This window comes from Rhabdothermincola sediminis, from assembly GCF_014805525.1.
GTDB classification, from domain to species: Bacteria; Actinomycetota; Acidimicrobiia; order Acidimicrobiales; family Acidimicrobilacustridaceae; genus Rhabdothermincola; species Rhabdothermincola sediminis.
Genome location: NZ_JACFSZ010000009.1, coordinates 110,765 through 130,431, shown reverse-complemented (window position 1 = coordinate 130,431; position 19,667 = coordinate 110,765). Strand labels below are relative to the sequence as shown.

The window sequence follows — 19,667 nt, the reverse complement described above, 5'->3', positions numbered from 1 at the left end:
TCCCGGAACCGTGGTGGCGGAGCGCCTCGGTGGCGAGCGCGCACGCCTCTGATCGGGGCCGGGCATGCTGTGGCATGGCCAGGCGCGCCGATCCCCTGGATGTCCCACCGGAGTTGCCCAGCTACGGGCGCATGCTGGCGCGGGGGTGCATGAAGCACTGCCCGGTCTGCGGGCACGGCCATCTCTTCCGGCGCTGGTTCACGATGCGCGAGCGCTGCCCGGGCTGCGGCCTGCGCTTCGAGCGGATCGAGGGCCACTGGACCGGTGATCTGGGGATCAACACCATCGTCAGCTTCGGCGTCTTGCTCATCACGCTCTTCGTCGGCGTCTTCAGCACCTATCCGGACGTGCCGGCCGGACCGCTGCTGCTCGCGGCGGTCGGCGTCGCCGCGGTGGTCCCGTTCGCGTTCTTCCCCTTCTCGAAGACCATCTGGCTGGCACTGGATCTGATGATGCGCCCCCTGGAGGCGCGTGAGCTCACCGACGACTCCCCCCTGCGGTCGCGGCTGCCCGACGTGCAGGGCGATCCCCGGGATCGGAGCCGTGACGATCCAGCGAGAGACGGACGCCGGCGCCCGGCCGAGCCCTAGAGTGCGGCCATGAGCGCCCGAGGGGGTCGGCTCGCCGGCGAGATCGCGCTGGTCACCGGAGCGACCGGGGACATCGGCCGCGCCATCGCCACCCGGTTCGCGACCGAGGGCGCCATCGTGGCGGTCACCGGCTGCGACGCCGCTCGAGGGGCCGGGCTCGTGGAAGAGATCACCGCGGCGGGCGGCACGGCCGTGTACCGCGCCGCCGACCTCTCGATCGAAGGCGAGTGCGCTGACCTCGTGGCATGGGTGGTGGAGGAGCTCGGGGGGCTCACCGTGCTCGTCAACAACGCCGCGACCAGTGCGACCTCCGATGCCGCCGTGCACGACCTCGACACCGCCGCATGGGACGCCATCCTCCGGGTCGACCTGAGCGCGGCCATGTGGCTGTGCCGCGCCGCCATCGGGCCGATGCTCGACGCGCAGCACGGCGCGATCGTCAACATCTCCCCGAGCGCCGCCGCCCGGGGCTCCCCGGGCCACGCCGCGTCCCTGGCGGCCAAGGGCGGGCTCAACGCCCTCACCCGATCCATCGCTCTCGACTACGCCGCCGAGCGCATCCGCGCCAACAGCATCAGCCCTGGCCACATCGTCCCCGACGACCACGACCGTGACCCCATCCCGCGATCCCCGGGGGAGCTCGAAGCCATGCCGGCCACGAGGCTCGGCCGCCCCGACGACATCGCCCACGCCGCGCTCTACCTGGCGAGCAAGGAGGCGGCGTTCGTCACCGGCATCGACCTCCCCGTCGACGGCGGCAGCACCGTCACCCGGGCCGGTTCGTTCGCCCGAGGATGAGGGCCGGCGCCATGCACCCGCGGGTCTCGGTGAGCCAGGTCTCGAGCTGGAACTGGTCGCTCGACGAAGACCTCGCCTTCTACGAGGAAGCCGGCATCGAGTCGGTCGGTGTCGCCTACCACAAGCTGGCCGCTACCGGCGATCCGATCGGCGCGGCCGAACGGGTGGTCCGGACCGGCTTGCGGGTGACCAACCTCCTGGTGCCCGGCCCGTTCACCCTGGCCGAACCGCAACGATGGCCCGCGCAGCGCGAGATGGCCGGTGTGGTGATGGACACCGCGCTGGCGCTGCGACCCGAAGTGGTGGTGTTCACCACCGGTCCCGCGGGCGATCTCACCTGGGAGCGGGCCGCCGATGCCCTCGCCGAGGCCATGCGGGGCACCATCGCCGAGGCCGAGCGGGAGGGCCTGCTGCTGCTGCTCGAGCACACCAACCCGCTGCGCACCGACGTGGGGTTCGTGCACACCCTCCGCGACGCGATCGACCTCGGCTGGCGGCTCGACATGGGCGTGTGCATGGAGCTCAACGCCTGCTGGGCCGAGCGGAACCTGGAGGGCACGATCGGCGCGGGGATCGACGCCATCCACCTCGTGCAGGTGAGCGACTACGCCATCGGCACCCACCGCACCCCGGACCGCTTGGTGCCCGGCGACGGCGACATGCCACTACGGCGGATCATCCGCCAGCTCCTCGACGCCGGCTACCGCGGGGTCTTCGACCTCGAGATCGTCGGTCCCCGGATCGAGGAGGAAGGCTACCGATCGGCCATCGCCCGCTCCGTGGCGTGGCTCGACGAGCTGCTCTCGGACCTGCTCGACGGGCTCACCCCGAGCTGAGGTAGCGCTCCCGCAACCTGCGCTTGACGACCTTGCCGTTGGGATCGCGCGGCAGCTCGTCCACGAAGTCCACCCGCCGGGGCTTCTTGTAGTCCGCGAGGTTGGTACGGACCCACTCGACCACCTCGGCCTGACCGAGGGTGCTCCCGGCGCGTCGTTGTACGACGGCCACGAGCGACTCGCCCCACCGGTCGTCCGGGACGCCGAACACCGCGCAGTCCGCGACGTCGGGGTGCTGGTGGAGGCAGTCCTCGATCTCGCGGGGGTAGATGTTCACACCGCCGGAGATCACCATGTCGGAGGCGCGGTCGGTGAGGAACAGGTAGCCGTCCTCGTCGAGGTACCCCACGTCCCCGACCGAGAACCACCCTCCCTCGCGGTAGGTCCGGGCGGTCTTGGCCGGGTCGTTGTGATACTCGAAGCTCGATCCGGCGGTCCGCACCCAGATCCTCCCACTCACACCAGGGGGCAGCTCGTTGCCCTCGTCGTCGAGGATCCGGAACTCGTTGCCGGGGTACGGCCTGCCCACCGAGCCCGGTTTGCGCAGCCACTCGTCCGGCCCGATCGAGGTCCCGCCACCTTCGGACGCGCCGTAGTACTCCCACACCGTGTCCGGGGGGGAACACCTCCATGATCCGCCGCTTCACCGGGACCGGGCAGGGCGCCGCGGCGTGCAGGACTACCCGCAACGACGACAGGTCGAAGCGGTCACGAACATCCTCTGGTAGTTCGAGGATGCGGATGAAGTTGGCCGGCACCATGTGGGTGATCGTCACCCGGTGGGCGTCGATCAGGTGGAGGCACTCCTCGGTGTCCCACCTGCGCATCACCACCACCCGGCCGCCGACCGCGAGGTGCACCTGGGCCCAGATGGCGGGTCCGGCGTGGTAGCTCGGTCCGACCAGCAGGTAGGTGTCGTCGGGCCCGATCCGCCAGCGCATGCCCATCATGGCCACCCCGGCCGCCGACCGGCGGAAGTCCCCCTCCCCGATGGCCACGCCCTTGGGCCTGCCGGTGGTGCCCGAGGTGTACAGCATGGTCGTCGGCCAGGCATCGCCCACCACCTCGACGTCACCGGCGGGGGCACTGGCCAGCGCGGCCTCGTAGGAGTGCTCGCCGTCGACGCCGACCACCAGCCGGGGGACGCCGGCCACGTCGGCCAGCGCACCGAGGAGGCCGGCCTCGGCCACTACCGCCTTCGAACCCGAGTCCGCCACGACGTGGCCCGCCTCCTGGGCCTTGAAGTGGATGTTGACCGGCACGGCGATGGCGCCGAGGCGCCCGATGCCGTGCACGGTCTCGAACCACTCCCGGGAGTTAGACAGCATGACCGCCACCCGGTCGCCCTGCCCCACACCGAGGGCCGCCAGCGCGTGCGCCACCCGGCGGCAGCGGTCGTCGAGCTCCCGGTAGGTGGTCTCGGCCCCGTCGACGATCAGGGCCACCGCGTCGGGGCGCCGCCCGGCCTGGGCCCGCGGCCCGTAGCGCTCCTCCAGCTCGGTGGTGTCCCCGCTCATCGCTCCCCCCCTGACCGCACCCCCTTCGGGCATTGCCAAAGTATGACGTGAGCGTCAGGATTCTTCCCGTGGACTTCACCGAGCCCGCCAGCGTCCAGGCGTTCCGATGCGAGCTGCGCACCTGGCTCGAGACCCACCTCGACGACCGGTTCAGGGGCCTCGGCTACGAACCAGAGGCGGGCGAGCAGTGGCTTTCCCGCATGCGGGAGTGGAACGCTCTGCTCGCGGACGCGGGCTACGCGGCAATCGCCTGGCCGGTCGAATACGGGGGGCGGGGGGCGGGCCTGATCGAGCAGGTCGTGTGGGCCGAGGAGATGCACCGGGCCGGCGCACCGCCCACCCTCAACCCCATCGGCATCGCCAACATCGCCCCCTCGATCCTCGAATGGGGCACGGAGGACCAGAAGCGCACCCTGCTCCCCCGCATGCTGCGCGGCGACGACATCTGGTGTCAGGGCTTCTCCGAGCCCGAGGCCGGATCGGACCTGGCGTCGCTCACGACCACCGCCCGGCGCGACGGTGATGTCTACGTGGTGAACGGGCAGAAGGTCTGGACCACCTTCGGGCACGTGGCGAACTGGTGCGAGCTGCTCGTGCGCACCGATCCGGACGCGCCCCGCCACCGCGGCATCTCCTGCCTGCTGGTCGACATGACCACGCCGGGCATCGAGGTGCGGCCCCTCGTCACCATCACCGGTGAGCGGGAGTTCAACGAGATCCTCTTCATCGACGTGCGGGTGCCGGTGGGCAACCTGCTCGGCCCGGAGAACGAGGGCTGGCGGGTGGCGATGACCACCCTGGCCCACGAGCGGGCCGGGGTGGCCAACCTGCACCTCGGGGTGCGGGCCAAGATCGGCAGGCTGATCGGCACCGCTCGTGACCTGCAGGTCGACGGTCGGCCCCTCACCAGCGACCCGGGGGTGCGCCGGCGCCTGGCCCGGGCGTACCTCGAAGGCGAGTACCTCAAGCTGCTCGCGGAACGGGCCGTGTCGGGTGCGCTCCACGGCCGGGCGGCGGGCCCCGAGTCGAGCGTCGCCAAACTGGTGTGGAGCGAGCTGGAGCAGGACCTGGGCCTGATCGCCGCCGAGTTGCTCGGCCCCGACGCCAACGCCGGCGAATGGGGTCGCGACCGGGTGTACACCCGGGCCCTGACGATCGCCGGGGGGACCACCCAGGTCAACAAGAACGTCATCGCCCAGCGGATCCTCGGGCTGCCGCGCTCCTAGGCCGGCTCGCCGTCCACCCGGTCCCCCGGCGCCCGGCCCATTCGGGCAATTTCGCGCTGGAGAACCGCCACGATCTGCCGATAGAGAGGACGTAGAGGTGGTACCCGCCGTCGCGGGTCCCGGTGTGCACGCCGCGAAAGCCGCGAACGCGGAGGTGATCGAGTGGGAAGACAAGCAAAGACCATCGCCGGAGTCGCGGTCATCGCGCTCGTCGCCGCGGTGGTCTTCCTGAAGGTGGATGCCCTCGCCGGCGTGGGGGTCCTGGTGGCGGGCGTGCTCGCCGGGGTGGTCGTCCTGCGGCGCACGGCCGATGGAGCGGGGGCAGGCGCTGGCAAGGGCACGCGTTCGAAGGCGGAGACACCGCTCGATCTCATCGGTGAAACGTCCCTCCCGCTGACCTCCTCACCTGCCGCGCCCCTTCCCACCTGGACACCGCCCTCGCAGCTGGCGGGCGGCCAGGCGGCCGCCCGCGAGACCGAGAGGGACGACGCGAGCCAGTCGTGGGGCTCGGATCAGTCGTGGGACTCCGGCCCGTCCTGGGACGAAGGCGACCGCTGGTCGAACGGTGAGGTGGCACTCGATCGCAATCCCCTGGACGCACTCGACCGGCTCGACGAGGTCGACGTCGTCGCCGAGGTGGAGCGCATCGAAGCCCGGGGCGCCCTGCTGGATGAGTTCACCGAGGACCTCCAACCGGTCAGCACCGAGGACCTCCAACCGGTCAGCATCCAGGACCGGGTCGGCAACGACGGCCTCGCCAGCCCGGTGGTCAGCCCCATCAACGAGAACGTCTCCTCTGCCGACGACATCATGGCCGCCAGCCAGGCGACAGAGCTGACCGTCGTCGCCCCGGCCGCCACAGACAACTCGGAGCTGGCGAAGCTGCTCGCCAAGGTGCAAGCACGGCTCGCGGCCTACGAGTAGATCCCGCCCGTACGAGCTCGACCGCTGGCCCAGGACGAGCCGATCCACGCGGCGTCCCCACCGTCAGGCGCGTAGCATTCGTGCTGCCTACCGGAGGGAGGGTCGGTGATGAACCAGCCAGCGCAGCCAGCGGGCGAGGCGGAGCGAGGCGGCAAGTTCCGCAGGCTGCTCCGGTCCCCGGCAGCACCCGTCGACGGGCCGAGCGAATCCGATCAGACCACCGACCCCATCACCGGCTTGCCGACCAGGGCCGCGCTCCTGCCTGCCCTGCGGCGAGCGGTCGAGGAGAGCAAGTCCGAGAGCACCGTGGCAGTCCTCGCACTCGTCGAAGCAGCCGCGCTGCGCGACGTCAACGACACCCTCGGGCCCGACGTGGGTGACGAGCTCCTCCGGCTCGGCGGCGAGCGCCTTCGGGCGATCGACGTCCCCGGGCTCGCCGTCGTCCGCTACGAGGGTGCGGTCTTCGGCGTCGTGATCCCCAAGGTGCCGAACGTGGCCGGGGCCGAGACCATCGCCCGGTTCCTGATCGAGCACCTCTCCGAGCCGTTCACCATCGGTGGGACCTCGGTCCGCATCGGGCCGATCGTCGGGGCCGCGGTGAGCACCGACAACTACGACGAACTCGACGACATGGTCCGGGACGGGTACGGGGCGCTGGTCGAGGCGCGCGGTGAGGGCAACGCCGCGTTCATCATCCACGACGAGACCAAGCGGGCCCGGTTCAGCACCCGCATCGACGACAGGCGCCTGCAGGACGCCTTCGAGCAGGGTGAGTTCGAGCTCTTCTACCAGCCCATCGTGCGCCTCGACAACGACGAGCTGGTCGGCGTCGAAGCGCTGATCCGTTGGCTGCAGCCAGGCACCACCAGCCTCGGGATGCTGTTCCCGCACGACTTCCTGCCGCTACTCGAGAAGAGCGGCCGTATCGTGGAGGTCGGGCGCTGGGTGCTCAACCAGGCCTGCTGGCAGCTCGCCGCGTGGCAATCCCTCTCCCCCGACGTGCCGAAGCTGTTCGTCAGCTGCAACGTCGGGCCGCACGAGCTGGCCGACCGCGGGTTGACCGACGCGGTGACGAGCGCCATCAACTCCAACGGCGTCGAGCCGTGGCAGCTGTGCCTCGACATCACCGAAGCTGCGCTCCGCCACAACCGGTTCCAGCGCGACGCCGTCTGGGCGGGGCTGCGCTCACTCAGCAACCAGGGCGTCAAGCTCGGTCTCGACGACTTCGGCACCGGTGAGGCCTCGCTCAGCGTCCTGCGGGAGATGAAGCTCGACCTGCTCCGGGTGGACCGGCTCTTCGTGAGCGGGCTCGGCATCGCGCGGGAGGACCACGCGATCGTCCGGCACATCGCCTCACTCGCGCACGACCTGGGGTGCCTGGCCGTGGCCGAAGGGGTGGAGACCGAGGAGCAGGCGCGATTCCTGGTCGAGCTCGGCGTCGACCTGGCGCAGGGCTTCCGGTACGGCAAGCCCCAGACCGCGCAGGAGATCGCGAAGCGGCTGGCGCCGGACGCGGCCAAGGGTGCCGACCGGTGGGACCCGTCCAACGTGCTGCCCGGCTGACCCGTGCTCGCCGGCATCATCCTGACCGTCTCCCTGATGGTCGCCGGCCTGCTCCTGGCCTGGGCCGCCTGGTTGCGCGCCGAGCGGGCGCGGGCCCTGCCCGGCGTGGCCGCGGCCGCAGGCCTGCGATTCTCCGAGGTGGATCCCTTCAACACCCTCGCCGTCCCCTTCCCGCTCTTCCGAGCTGGTGACGGGCGCACCATCCAGAACGTGATGTGGCGCGAAGCGCGAGGGAGCACGAACACCCCGACGCGGGTGTTCGACTACAGCTGGTACGAGGAACACCGCGATCGCCGTGGCAGAGAGCGACGGCGCTGGGAGTACCTCAGCTGCGCGTTCGGGCAGCACAACGGGGCGTGGCCGGTCGTCACGATCGAACGCGGGGCCTTCGCCGACCGGGTCGGCCGCCTGCTCGGACTGCCGACCGTGGAGTTCGAGTCCGAGGAGTTCAACCGCACCTTCGCCGTACGTTGCGCCGACGCCAAGTTCGCCACCGACCTGCTCAGCCCCCAGCTGATGGAGTTCCTCCTCACCACCAGGGGCACGATCCGCTTCGAGACCCGCGGGCGCTTCCTGCTCGCCTCGACCAGCCACGTCGACGCGGCACTCATGCCGGGCCTCCTGGCGGTGGTCGAGCAGTTCCTGGCGCTCGTGCCCCCGGTGGTGCGTGAGCTGTACGGCACCTTCCCCGACGGGGCGGGCACCGAGCACATGCCTGCGCCGGCCTCGGACCCGGCGGCGCCTGCCGGCGAGCGATCTGGGGGCCTGGGCGGGGTGTTCCAGAGCCACTGGGATTCCGCCTCGCAGCGGGCTTTCGAGTTCGCACCCCCTCCGGACCTCCGCCGCGAGGGGGCCTGGGACCCCACGCCCGGTGTCGACCACGACCTCGACGGCAACGTCGTGGCGGACCACGAAGACCCCTGGGGGCCAGGCCGGCCCCTGCCGGGGCGCGAATAGCCTCCCTGGGTGGCCTCGACCCCACCCCTGACCCTCCTCGCCGACGTCGCCGTCGTCGGCGCGGGCCCGGCGGGCACCGCCGCGGCCATCACGCTGGCACGGGCAGGTCGCGAGGTCGTGGTTGTCGACCGGGCGACCTTTCCCCGGGACAAGACCTGCGGTGACGGGCTGACGGCGGGCGCGCTGCGCCGCCTGGAGGCGCTGGGGCTGGAGCCGGCCACGGTGGCCTCCTGGACGCCGGTCCACGACGTGTGGCTACGCGGTCCTGCCGGCCACCGGGTGCACCTCCCACTCCCCGGTGACGGGCTGTTCGCGGCGGTGGCCCGGCGCCGGGACCTCGACGCGGCGATGGTGGAGCTGACCCGCAAGGTGGGCGCTGAGGTCGTCGAAGGCGTCGCTAGCGAAGAGGTCACCGCTCGCGGCGACCTGGTACAGGTGCGCCTCACCGACGGGCGCCGGCTCGTCGCTCGCTACCTGGTGGCAGCGGACGGCATGTGGTCCCCGGTGCGCAAGGCGCTCGGCCTGTCGGTACCCGGCTACCGGGGGGACTGGCACGCCTTCCGGCAGTACGTCCGGGGAGTGAGCGACGAGGCGGCCAGCCAACTGTTCTGCTGGTTCGAGCCGGACTTCCTCCCCGGCTACGCCTGGTCGTTCCCCGTGGGAGAGGGCACCGCCAACGTCGGGTTCGGCATCCGCCGGGGCGGAGCCTGGCAGGTCGGCGACATGGCCCAGCTGTGGCGGGAGATCCTCGCCCGGCCCCACGTCCGCGAGGTGCTCGGAGCGGGCGCCCGCCCGGAAGGCCCGCCGCGGGCCTGGCCGATCCCGGCCCGGGTCGGCGAGCTCCCCCTCACCTCGGGCCGGGTGCTCTTCGCGGGCGATGCCGCGGCGGTCACCGACCCGATGACCGGCGAAGGCATCGGTCAGGCCCTGGCGACGGGCACCTGGGCCGCCCAGGCCATCCTGGCCGCCGGGCCGTCGTCAGCCGAACGGGCCCGGGCCCACTACGAGTCACGGGTTCGCCGGGAGCTGGTCACCGACCACGCCCTGTCGGCGCTGCTGGTCCGCGCGCTGCAGCACCGCAAGGGTGCGCGGGCTGCCATCCGGCTGGCGGGCGCGACCCCATGGACCCGCCGCAACTTCGCCCGTTGGCTCTTCGAGGACTACCCCCGGGCGATCGTGGTCACGCCCTTCCGCTGGCGAGCGGGCATCTTCCGGGGCCCCGGCGCCTTCAGCGGCGGGGCGTAGCCTGCCGCCTGTGAGTGAGCGAGCGAAGTTGAGCGACGAGGAACAGGAACGGCGGCGGCGGGCGATCCCCGAGATCTTCCCGGCCACCCCGTTCATCGGCTGGCTGGGGCTCGTGTTCGACCGCTACGAGCCCGACGAGGTGGTGGTCCGGCTGCCGTTCCGGCCCGAGCTGACCAACGACGGCACCTACTACCACGGGGGTGTGGTCGCTTCGGCCATCGACACCGCCGGAGCCGCTGCGGCCTGGTCGAACCACGACTTCGACAAAGGCACCCGGGCATCGACCGTGTCGATGACGGTGCAGTACGTGGGTGCGTGCAAGCAGTCGGATCTGGTGTGCACCGCCCGCACCGTGAAGCGGGGGAAGGAGCTGATCTTCACCGAGATCACCGCCACCGACGCCGGAGGGGTGGTGGTGGCCCACGCGCTGCAGACGTATCGCATCGTCTGAGCGACCGCATCGTCTGCGCGGGCCCACCGTCTGCGCTCTCAGGGGCTCGGTGTGGCCCGCACAAAACTTGACCGATCGGTCAAGTTTGTGCTGCGATCTGCGGATGCGCACACGGTTGACCGACGTCCTCGAGATCGAGCACCCGGTGATGCTCGCCGGCATGGGTGGGGTGAGCTACCACGAGCTGGTCGCCGCGGTCTCCAACGCCGGCGGATTCGGATGCCTCGGCGCTTCGGCGATGGGCTTCGACCGGATGGTGGCCGAGATCGAAGCCACGAAGGCCTTGACCGACAAGCCCTTCGGGGTCGACCTGCTCACCGCCTCACCCGGCGATCTGGTGGCCCAAGTGCAGGCCATCATCGATCACGGGGCGCGGGTGTTCGTCGCCGGCCTCGGCGTCCCCAGAGACGCCATCGAGCTGTGCCATGACCACAACGTGCTGGTGGTGAACATGTGCGGCAAGGTGCGCCATGCCGTGGCTGCGGTCGAAGCCGGCTGCGACCTCGTCGTCGCCCAGGGCACCGAGGCCGGCGGCCACACCGGTCAGGTCGCCACCATGGCTCTCGTACCCCAGATCGTCGACGCGGTGGGTGACCGGGTGCCGGTGGTGGCCGCCGGGGGGATCTTCGACGGTCGGGGCCTCGCCGCCGCGTTGTCGCTCGGTGCGGACGGGGTGTGGATCGGGACCCGGTTCATCGCCACCCCGGAGGCCCGGGCCACGCCCGGCTACAAGGAGACCCTGCTGCGAACCCTCGAGGACGGCACCACCGTGTCGCGCGCGTACACGGGCAAGACCTGCCGAGTGGTGGCGAACACCTACACCCGTTACTGGGAGGAACACCCCGACGAGCTGCAGCCCTTCCCCGCGCAGTTCATCCGCTCCTGGCAGGACGGTGCGAACCACCTGGGCGAAGGCGACGAGGCCGACCCTGCTGCCGTCGACCCCGACCGCGAGTTCTTCCCGGCCGGCCAGGGTGTCGGGGCGATCACCGGTCTGGTGCCCGCCGGCGAGCTGGTCCGCCAGATCGTGGACGAGGCCGAAGCGGTCATCGAGCGCGTCGCTGCCCTCCGCTGATCCCCCATGCCGAACTGTTCAGCCCCACGCGGCCCCAGACCACGCACCGATGAACACTTCGGGGGGTGGGGGGTTCAGGTGGTCCAGGTCTTGAGCTTCTCGATGAGCGCCGTGGGATTCGGGTCGATCGGCACGATGTTCAGACTCGTCACGCCGGCCTCCCGGTAGGCCTCGAGGCGCTCACGCACCCACCCCTCGGGCCCGACCAGGTTCGACAGCTCGAGGAACTCCCTCGGGACCTTCGCCGCCGCCTCGGCTTTCTTGCCGTCGAGGTAGAGATCCTGGATCTCCTTCGCCTCGGCCTCGTAGCCGTACCGGCAGGCGAGCTGGTTGTAGAAGTTGCGATCCCGGGCACCCATCCCACCGATGTAGAGCGCGGCCAGACCCCGTCCCATGTCGAGGATGGGCTCCGGCTCGTCGGTGATCGCCACCATGCCGCCGGCGGCGATCTCCAGGGGGCCAAGCTCGGGCGAGCGCTTGGCGAAGCCGGCCTCCAGGTCGTCACCCCAGACCTCACCGGCCTTCTCGGGGATGTAGAAGATCGGCAGCCAGCCGTCGGCCACCTCCGCGGTCATGGCAACGTTCTTGGGGCCGAGCGACGCCACGTAGATCGGGATCGCCGGGCGGACGGGATGAGCGATGATCTTGAGCGGCTTGCCGAGCCCGGTTCCCTGACCTTCCGGTAGCGGGAGCCGGTAGTAGCGACCCTCGTAGGTGACCCGCTCCTCTCGCTTCCACACCAGCCGGCAGATGTCGATGATCTCCCGGGTGCGGCCGAGCGGGGCGTCGTAAGGAACGCCGTGCCAGCCTTCGATCACCTGGGGACCGGACGCACCCAGCCCGAGGATGCAGCGCCCGTCCGACATGGCATCCACTCCCGCCGCTGTCATCGCCAGCAGCGTCGGCGTGCGGGTGTAGATGGGCAGGATGCCCGAGGCGATCTGCACCCGCTCGGTGGCGTGTGCGAGGTAGCCCATGAAGCTCACCCCGTCGAAGCCATAGGCCTCCGCCACCCAAGCGATGTCCAGACCTGCCCGCTCGTATTCGGCGACCCGCGCGGCCGATGCCTTGAAGCCGCCCGAGTAGTCGAGCTGCATACCGATCTTCATCGATCGTTCCCCCAGTCGTGAACGGTGCGAAAGGTGACGGGCGCGGTCAGGCCGCGACCGCGCTCCGGCTGGACCCCTTGCGGGCGGCGATCCGCCCCTCGTACTGCTTGCGCTCCCAGTCCTCGCTGCTCATGAGCTGCGTGGCATCGAGCGAGCTGACGACCTGCCCGTTGTCGAACAACACGTGATACCGGATCCAGGTGACGCCGGCGACGTACAGGACGCGCCCGGGCGTCCCGGCCGGCACGTGCGGAAGGTCGACGGCGGCGACCACCTTCTGGTGCCGCTTGAACACCTGGTCCTTGGTGACCGTGGCCATGGTGACGATCGCTCCTCTCCTCGCATTCGCCCTCAGCGCGCCCCGCCGGCCGCAGCCCGGGCCTCGGCCCAGGTCATCCCGGCCTCGACGTCGACATCGTGCGGGAGGCCGAGCACCCGCTCGGCGATGATGTTGCGCTGCACGTCCCCGGTGCCGCCGCCGATCGTCAGCGCCTGGCTGAACAGGAAGCCGTAATGCCAGAAGCCGGCCTGCCCACCCAGCGCGTCCCCCTCCGACAGCATGCCCTCGGCTCCGCAGAGATCCTTGGCCAGGGCCATGACGTGCTGACCGTGCTCATCGGCGAGCACCTTGCGCACGCTCGCCTCCGGCCCCGGCGGCTCGCCCTTGATGGCCGCGGTGACCGTACGCAGACGGATGAGACGCAGGATCTCCGACTCGACGTGCACCATCGCGGCCCGCTGCCGCAGGACGGGATCGGTGAGCCCACCCCCGGAGCGGATCAGCTCGAGCAGGTCGGCGACCGTGGGACCCAGACCCCAGAGCGCCCCGCCGCCGGAGAGCGAGACCCGTTCGTTGCCCAGCGTGACCTTCGCCAGGCTCCAGCCCTCGTTCTCCTCGCCGACCAGGTTCTCGACAGGGATGCGCACGTCGGTGAAGAACACCTCGTTGAACGTGTGGGCGCCGGTCATCTCCACGATCGGCCGGACCTCGATGCCGGGTAGGTCCATCGGGCAGATGAAATACGAGATGCCCCTGTGCTTCGGCGCATCCGGGTTCGTGCGGGCGATCAGGATGCCGAACTGGGCGATGTGACCGAACGAGGTCCAGATCTTCTGCCCGTTGACCACGTACACGTCGCCGTCGCGTTCAGCCCGGGTGGACAGGTTCGCCAGATCGCTCCCTGCGTCGGGCTCGCTGAAGAGCTGGCACCAGATCTCCTCGGCGGCGAGCAGCGGCAGAAGGTAGCGGTCCTTCTGGGCCTGGGTGCCTGCGTGCAGCAGGGTGGGACCGGCCCACCCGATGCCGATCTGGTTCGACGGGCGCCGCACCCCCGCGCGCTTGAGCTCGTCGTCGATGATGAGCTGGTGGATCGGGTCCGCGTCGAGGCCGTAGGGCTTGGGCCAGTGCGGGGCCACGTACCCGGACTCGGCGAGCTGCCGGTCGGTCGGGTCGGGGTGGGCAGCCAGCCACTCGCGCACCGCGACCCGGCGAGGGTCGTCGTCGGGTGGGAGCTCGAAATCCACGGCGGCGAGGTTAGCGACGGCCCCGCTCCCGGCACGATTCGGTGGACCAGCGCCCTGACAGGCCGTCAGCGATGCCGACCTCCGGGAGTGCCCCTCCTACACTCCCCCGGTCGACAGCCGCCGAGACACAGGGGGGAACCGATGCCGGGCTGGAACTTCGCCGAGATCTGGGAGGTCTGCGCGACCAAGCTGCCCGACGCCGTCGCGCTGCGGCACGGCGAGCGGGAGATCACCTGGTCGGCGTTCAATCGGCGAGCTGACGGCATCGCCCGCACCCTGCTCGACGCGGGCGCCGGGGAGCAGGACAAGGTCGCCCAGTACCTCTACAACTGTCCCGAGTACCTCGAGTCGATGTTCGGGGTGTTCAAGGCCGGACTGGTGCCGGTCAACACCAACTACCGATACGCCGAGGAGGAGCTCGTCTACCTCTGGGACAACGCCGACGCGGTGGCGGTCGTCTTCCACGGCACCTTCACCGAGCGGATCGAGGCCATCCGCCACCGGGTGCCGAAGGTGCGCACCTGGCTGTGGGTCGACGACGGCGACGGCGCCTGCCCCGAGTGGGCGACACCCTACGAGGATGCCGCTGGCGCAGGGACCGGCGAGCGGGTCGTGGCCCCCTGGGGTCGCGACGGGCACCAGATCCTCATGATGTACACCGGTGGCACCACCGGCATGCCGAAGGGGGTGATGTGGCGCCAGGACGACCTCATCCACGCCGTGCTCCCCACCACGAATGCGGTGTTCGCCGAGCCCACGCCCGACTACGCAAAGCTGGCTGAATCGATCCAGGGACCGGGCCTGCAGATGATCCCGGCGTGCCCGCTCATGCACGGGACCGGCCAGTTCACGGCCTTCATCGCCCTGTCGAACGCCGGATCGGTGACGACGCTGACCAATCGACACCTCGACGTGGTCGAGATCCTCGACACCATCCAGGCCAAGAAGATCCAGGGTCTCACGATCGTGGGCGACGCGTTCGCCAAGCCCATCCTGGCCGAGCTCGACGCCAACCCGGGTCGATGGGATCTCTCCAGCCTGTTCCTCATCACCTCGTCGGGGGTGATGTGGAGCGAGCCCGTCAAGCAGGGGCTCCTCAAGCACAACCCGACGATGATGCTGATCGACGCGTTCTCCTCCTCCGAGGCCATCGGTCTCGGGCAGTCCGTCTCCACCGCCGGCAACGAGTCCAAGACCGCGAAGTTCGTCCTGGGCGAGAACGCCCGGGTGATCACCGACGACGGGCGCGACGTCGAGCCCGGCTCGGGTGAGATCGGCCGGGTGGCGGTCCGTGGCTACACCCCCATCGGGTACTACAAGGACCCGGAGAAGTCCGCGGCCACCTTCGTGACCATCGACGGCGAGACGTACTCGATGCCGGGCGACTACGCGCAGGTCGAGGCGGACGGCACCTTGACGCTCCTCGGCCGGGGCTCGGTGTGCATCAACACCGGCGGCGAGAAGGTCTTCCCCGAGGAGGTCGAGGAGATCCTCAAGCGCCATCCCAGCGTGCTCGACGCGGTTGCCGTCGGCCTGCCCGACGACAAGTTCGGCGAGACCGTCAACGCCGTGGTGCAGCTCCGGGAGGGTGCCAGCCTCGACCAGGAGGAGCTGATCGGGTGGGTGAAGCAGCACCTGGCCTCCTTCAAGGCCCCGAAGCGGGTCGTGGCCATCGACACCGTCGGCCGAGCCCCCAACGGCAAGGTGGACTACAAGCGCCTCAAGCGCTACGCCGCGGAGCAGCTCGGCGTCAGCATCGACTGACCTACCCTGATCCACCCAACCCGCCCAACCGGCCTGTCAAAGGCGTGCCCCAGCACGCGGGTCTGCCGCGGGTCTGGTTGACATCTTATGTGTGGGTTATGTGTGGGGTTCCCCCACCGGAGCGGATGGATGCCATGCCCAAGAAGTACCCCCCCCCCCCCGAGTTCAAGGCTGATGTGGCCCGGGTGGCGCGCCGGGGTGACATGACGCTCGCCGAGGTGGCTGCGGATTTCGGTATCTCGTTCGAGTCGGTGCGCCTCTGGAAGCGCCCGGCCGAGATCGACGACGGCGTCCTGGACGGGTTGACCTCCGCGGAGCAGACCGAGATCGTCCGGTTGCGTCGGGACAAGCGCCGCCTGGAGCAAGAGGTGGAGATCCTGCGGCGAGCGACGGCGCACTTCGCGAAGGACGCCATCCCAAGATGATGCACCCGCTGGTCGGTGACCTTGCCGGCGAAGGGACCACACCGTCAGTGAGCGCCGCGTGTGGTGGTTGTGCTCGTAAAACAGGGTGTTCTCCACGACGGTCCGCAAGGGCCGCAAAAGGCACCGGGAAGCAGTCGGAGCCCGCCGTGCACGACGATCTGGTCCGACGGAACCTCACCGCGCCGCGGCCCGATGCCATCTGGCTCACCGACATCACCGAGCACCCCACCGGCGAGGGCAAGCTCTACGCCTGCGTCATCAAGGACGTGTTCTCGAACCGGATCGTGGGCTACGCACTCGGGCCCCACATGACCGCGAAGCTGGCCGCCGCGCCACGGCCACTATCGCCCGCCGGTGTGGTCATCGTCCACCCGGATCAGGCCAGCCAGTTCCGCTCGAGGTTGTTCCGGGCCGGCCTCAAAGCCGCCGCGCTCAAAGGCTCGATGGGCCGAGTCGCCTCGGCGAGCGACAACGCGGCCATGGAGTCGTTCTTCTCGCTGCTGCAGAACAACGTCCTCAACCGCAAGCAGTGGGACACTCGCGACGAGCTCCACAACGAGGTCGTCCACTGGATCGAACACACCTACAACCACTGCCGCCGCCAACGCGCCCTGGGCAGCCTCACCCCGGTCGAGTACAACCTCACCTTCGACCCCGACCAGGACGCCAACGCAGCATGATCACACACAACCACCGCCAACCGAACTCGCGGCAGACCCCCGTCGTCTCCCTCACCTCGGCCGGCTCACCGATCCTCTCCCGGGAACTGCTCTGCACCGCCGTGACCCGGGCACGCGAGCGAGTCACCGTGGTCGGTACCGAGGCCGCGGTGCGGTCCGCCGTCGCCCGGCCGATCCGGCGCGCCTCGGGGCTGCGGGAGCGGCTGTGGCCGCAGCCGGGGACCGAGCGGACCGAGCTCAGCCGAAACGCCCGGTGACGTAGAGCTCGGTGCGCTCGTCGGCGGGGTTGGAGAAGATGACCTCGGTCCGGTCGTACTCCACGAGGACCCCGGTGCGCCGGTCGCTGGTCTCGGACACCTCCGTGGTGAAGAACGCTGTGCGGTCACTCACCCGGGCGGCCTGCTGCATGTTGTGGGTGACGATCACGATCGTGTAGTCGGCTTTGATCTCGTGCATGAGATCCTCGATCCGACTCGTGGCGATCGGGTCGAGCGCCGAACAGGGCTCGTCCATCAGCAGCACGTCCGGGTCCACGGCGATCGCACGGGCGATGCAGAGGCGCTGCTGTTGCCCACCGGACAGGCCGAGGGCGGAGGTCTTCAGGCGGTCCTTCACCTCGTCCCACAACGCCGCTCGACGCAGGCTCTGCTCGACCAGGTCGTCGAGGTCGGTCTTGCGGATCCGGTTGTTGACCCGGGGTCCGAAGGCAACGTTGTCGTAGATGCTCTTCGGGAACGGGTTCGGCTTCTGGAACACCATCCCGATCCGACGGCGGACCTCGCCGGGATGGGCGTCCTTCCCGTAGAGGTCGATGCCGTGGTAGAGGATCTGCCCCTCGACCCGAGCGCCCTCGATCAGGTCGTTCATGCGGTTGAAGCAGCGCAGCAGCGTCGACTTTCCGCAGCCGGACGGGCCGATGAGCGCCGTGATCTCACCCTGGTAGATGGTCATGGACGCGTCGCGGACCGCCCGGAAGCCCCCGTAGAAGACGGAGAGGTCCTTCACGACGAAGACCTCGGTGTCGGACGGCTCGACTCCGGTGGTAGCGGTCTCGGCGGTGGGGGCCGAGACCTGGACGAGCGATGACTTCTGGGGCATTGCCTGATCCTCGGAGTCGGGGGCCTTACTAGGAACGACGCTTCTCGAAGTGGTTCCGAAGCACGATGGCTGTCGAGTTGAGCAGCAGGAGCATGGCGAGCAGCACGACGATGGCGGCGGCCGCCACCACGTGCAACTCCGCCTTCGCGTCCGACGCGTACTTGAAGATCAGCAGCGGCAGCACGGTGTAGCCGCTGTCGAGACCCGTCGGGTTGAAGGTCACGAACGTGAGCGCGCCAAGCAGGAGCAGCGGTGCCGACTCCCCCAGCGCCCTCGACACGGAAAGGATGCTGCCGGTCGCGATCCCCGGCAGAGCGCTGGGCAGCACCTGACGCCAGATGGCCTGCCACCGAGTGGCACCGAGCGCCAACGCCCCGTCCACCAAAGACGGCGGGACGGCGCGGATCGCCTCACGGGAGGCGATGATCACCGTGGGGAGCACGAGGATGGTGAGCACCATCGCTCCGGTTCCGACGGTGAACCCCCACGACAACGGCTCCCGGGCGATGAAGGCGAGCCCGAGGATTCCGAACACCACCGAAGGCACTCCGGCGAGGTTCTGGATGTTGAGCTCGGTCAACCGCACGTACCATCGATCGCGTCGGGCGTAGTGCTCCAGGTAGACCGCAGTACCCACCCCGATCGGTAGCGACACCAACGCCGTGATACCGACACACCACAGTGAGCCGAAGATGGCCGACTGGATCCCCGCCTTGGCCGGCCGGTTCGACGGCATGTTGGTGAGCAGCTCGGTGTTCAGGCGTGGCCGTCCCTGAAGGAAGACGTCGATCAAGAGGGCCCCGAGCGTGATCAGCGCGACGCCGACGCTGAACGCCAGCGCCACACGGAACACGACGTCGATGCCACGTCGGCGGGTCGAGGTGGCGTCGGCCAGCGAGACCGCGTCCCCGGCAGCGGCGTTCGCGGAGTGAGCGGAGGTCACTCGTACACCTCCCGGTACCGCTTGACCACTCGGACGCTGATCATGTTGAGCACGAAGGTGATCAGGAACAGCAGCGTGCCGACGGCGAAGATCGTCTTGTAACCGGTCGAGCCGGTCGGCTGGTCGCCGATGCCGGCGAAGCCGATGAACGATGCCATGGTCTGGACCCCCTGCCCCGGATCGAGCGTGAACTGGGGGTTGGAGCCGGCGGCCAGCAGCACGATCGTGGTCTCTCCGATCGCACGGGAGAAGGCGAGAACCGTGGCGGCCATCACACCGGACGCCGCCGCCGGAAGGATGACCTTGGTGCAGGTCTCACGCCTGGTGGCCCCCAGCGCGAGCGAGCCGTCCCGCAGCGCGCCCGGGACCGCCGAGAACGCGTCCTCGGACAACGACGCCATCGTCGGCAGGATCATGACCCCCACCATCAGACCGGCGGCGAGAGCCGAGAAGGTGCCCACCTGACCGAACGGCCAGAAGCGCTGCACGATCTCGGGGTTGACGAAGTAGAGGGCGAAGAAGCCGAACACGACCGTCGGGATGCCCGCGAGGATCTCGAGCACCGGCTTGAGGATCCGCCGAACGCGGCTGGAGGCGTACTCGTTGAGGTAGAACGCCACACCGAGCCCGAACGGGACGGCCACGGCGACCGCGATCACCATGATCAGCAGTGTGCCGGTGACCAGAGGCCACACCCCGAACTGTGGCGGCACGAACAGCGGTGCCCAGGTGGTCCCACCGAAGAACTCCGACAGTGGGATCTCGGCGAAGAACTCGATCGCCGGTCGTAGCAGCGACAGCACGATCGCCACGGTGATGCCCACCGACAGCAGCGCCACGACGGCCAGCGACGCACGGACCAGACGCTCGATCAGAAGACGCCGCCGCAGGCCGGCGGAGGGGAGCAGGCTCCCCTCCGCCAACTCGAGCGGGCTGGGCACC

General features: G+C 69.9%; 18 protein-coding genes and 2 pseudogenes. 12 read left to right on the top strand and 8 right to left on the bottom strand.

What is annotated here, in order from left to right; all coding sequences use genetic code 11:
* Window positions 1-74 precede the first annotated feature (74 nt).
* From HZF19_RS09275 to HZF19_RS09265, 3 genes are read left to right on the top strand one after another with little or no spacing between them, the layout of a single operon-like run.
* Window positions 75-590: a DUF983 domain-containing protein gene (locus tag HZF19_RS09275; RefSeq protein WP_208028483.1), complete on the top strand. Its 516-nt coding sequence runs from the start codon at window positions 75-77 to the stop codon at window positions 588-590.
* Window positions 591-599: 9 nt separating this feature from the next.
* Window positions 600-1,388 carry an SDR family NAD(P)-dependent oxidoreductase gene (locus HZF19_RS09270; RefSeq protein WP_208028482.1) on the top strand — a complete coding sequence of 263 codons (789 nt, stop codon included), beginning with the start codon at window positions 600-602 and terminating at the stop codon, window positions 1,386-1,388.
* Between the two features lie 11 nt (window positions 1,389-1,399).
* On the top strand, window positions 1,400-2,224 hold the full coding sequence (locus tag HZF19_RS09265; RefSeq protein ID WP_208028481.1) for a sugar phosphate isomerase/epimerase family protein: 825 nt from the start codon (window positions 1,400-1,402) through the stop codon (window positions 2,222-2,224).
* On the opposite strand, the gene HZF19_RS17130 is transcribed toward HZF19_RS09265, so the two are convergent.
* Window positions 2,211-2,831: an AMP-binding enzyme gene (locus HZF19_RS17130; protein WP_208028480.1), complete on the bottom strand. Its 621-nt coding sequence runs from the start codon at window positions 2,829-2,831 to the stop codon at window positions 2,211-2,213. The two genes, HZF19_RS09265 and HZF19_RS17130, sit on opposite strands and share 14 nt — an antisense overlap.
* A 67-nt stretch (window positions 2,832-2,898) precedes the next feature.
* A pseudogene (locus HZF19_RS17420) lies at window positions 2,899-3,741 on the bottom strand (AMP-binding protein); the annotation flags it as partial.
* Window positions 3,742-3,809: 68 nt separating this feature from the next.
* Here HZF19_RS17420 and HZF19_RS09250 point away from each other — a divergent pair.
* From HZF19_RS09250 to HZF19_RS09220, 7 genes are all read left to right on the top strand, one after another.
* Window positions 3,810-4,967: an acyl-CoA dehydrogenase family protein gene (locus tag HZF19_RS09250; protein WP_208028479.1), complete on the top strand. Its 1,158-nt coding sequence runs from the start codon at window positions 3,810-3,812 to the stop codon at window positions 4,965-4,967.
* Between the two features lie 162 nt (window positions 4,968-5,129).
* Window positions 5,130-5,891 carry a hypothetical protein gene (locus tag HZF19_RS09245; RefSeq protein ID WP_208028478.1) on the top strand — a complete coding sequence of 254 codons (762 nt, stop codon included), beginning with the start codon at window positions 5,130-5,132 and terminating at the stop codon, window positions 5,889-5,891.
* Between the two features lie 108 nt (window positions 5,892-5,999).
* Complete coding sequence (locus tag HZF19_RS09240; protein WP_208028477.1) at window positions 6,000-7,454, top strand: putative bifunctional diguanylate cyclase/phosphodiesterase; 1,455 nt, start codon at window positions 6,000-6,002, stop codon at window positions 7,452-7,454.
* 3 nt (window positions 7,455-7,457) lie between these two features.
* Window positions 7,458-8,411, top strand: a complete 954-nt coding sequence (locus HZF19_RS09235) for a DUF3137 domain-containing protein (RefSeq protein ID WP_208028476.1) — start codon at window positions 7,458-7,460, stop codon at window positions 8,409-8,411.
* 9 nt (window positions 8,412-8,420) lie between these two features.
* On the top strand, window positions 8,421-9,656 hold the full coding sequence (locus HZF19_RS09230; protein ID WP_208028475.1) for an NAD(P)/FAD-dependent oxidoreductase: 1,236 nt from the start codon (window positions 8,421-8,423) through the stop codon (window positions 9,654-9,656).
* A gap of 10 nt (window positions 9,657-9,666) precedes the next feature.
* Window positions 9,667-10,107: a PaaI family thioesterase gene (locus HZF19_RS09225; RefSeq protein ID WP_208028474.1), complete on the top strand. Its 441-nt coding sequence runs from the start codon at window positions 9,667-9,669 to the stop codon at window positions 10,105-10,107.
* Window positions 10,108-10,210: 103 nt separating this feature from the next.
* Window positions 10,211-11,182 carry an NAD(P)H-dependent flavin oxidoreductase gene (locus HZF19_RS09220; RefSeq protein WP_208028473.1) on the top strand — a complete coding sequence of 324 codons (972 nt, stop codon included), beginning with the start codon at window positions 10,211-10,213 and terminating at the stop codon, window positions 11,180-11,182.
* 74 nt (window positions 11,183-11,256) lie between these two features.
* Here HZF19_RS09220 and HZF19_RS09215 read toward each other — a convergent pair whose 3' ends face one another.
* The 3 genes from HZF19_RS09215 to HZF19_RS09205 are packed head-to-tail and all read right to left on the bottom strand — an operon-like array spanning window position 11,257 to window position 13,815.
* Window positions 11,257-12,291: an LLM class F420-dependent oxidoreductase gene (locus HZF19_RS09215; RefSeq protein ID WP_208028472.1), complete on the bottom strand. Its 1,035-nt coding sequence runs from the start codon at window positions 12,289-12,291 to the stop codon at window positions 11,257-11,259.
* Between the two features lie 46 nt (window positions 12,292-12,337).
* Window positions 12,338-12,610, bottom strand: coding sequence for a hypothetical protein (locus tag HZF19_RS09210; protein ID WP_208028471.1), 273 nt, complete (start codon window positions 12,608-12,610; stop codon window positions 12,338-12,340).
* Between the two features lie 32 nt (window positions 12,611-12,642).
* Window positions 12,643-13,815: an acyl-CoA dehydrogenase family protein gene (locus HZF19_RS09205; protein WP_208028470.1), complete on the bottom strand. Its 1,173-nt coding sequence runs from the start codon at window positions 13,813-13,815 to the stop codon at window positions 12,643-12,645.
* 141 nt (window positions 13,816-13,956) lie between these two features.
* On the opposite strand from HZF19_RS09205, the gene HZF19_RS09200 reads away from it, so the two are divergent.
* Both HZF19_RS09200 and HZF19_RS09195 read left to right on the top strand, forming a co-directional pair.
* Entirely contained in the window at window positions 13,957-15,579 is a 1,623-nt protein-coding gene (locus HZF19_RS09200; RefSeq protein WP_208028469.1) for an acyl-CoA synthetase, read from the top strand.
* 134 nt (window positions 15,580-15,713) lie between these two features.
* A pseudogene (locus HZF19_RS09195) lies at window positions 15,714-16,684 on the top strand (IS3 family transposase).
* A gap of 237 nt (window positions 16,685-16,921) precedes the next feature.
* Here the strand turns inward: HZF19_RS09195 and pstB are convergent.
* Genes pstB through pstC form a run of 3 tightly spaced genes read right to left on the bottom strand, consistent with a single transcriptional unit; the run spans window position 16,922 to window position 19,666 of the window.
* Window positions 16,922-17,782: a phosphate ABC transporter ATP-binding protein PstB gene (gene pstB, locus HZF19_RS09190; protein ID WP_208028468.1), complete on the bottom strand. Its 861-nt coding sequence runs from the start codon at window positions 17,780-17,782 to the stop codon at window positions 16,922-16,924.
* 28 nt (window positions 17,783-17,810) lie between these two features.
* A complete protein-coding gene (gene pstA, locus HZF19_RS09185) occupies window positions 17,811-18,725 on the bottom strand; it encodes a phosphate ABC transporter permease PstA (RefSeq protein ID WP_208028467.1) in 915 nt (304 codons plus the stop codon).
* A complete protein-coding gene (gene pstC / locus HZF19_RS09180; RefSeq protein WP_208028466.1) occupies window positions 18,722-19,666 on the bottom strand; it encodes a phosphate ABC transporter permease subunit PstC in 945 nt (314 codons plus the stop codon). The genes pstA and pstC overlap by 4 nt, the downstream gene beginning before the upstream one ends.
* Between the last annotated feature and the right edge of the window lies 1 nt (window position 19,667).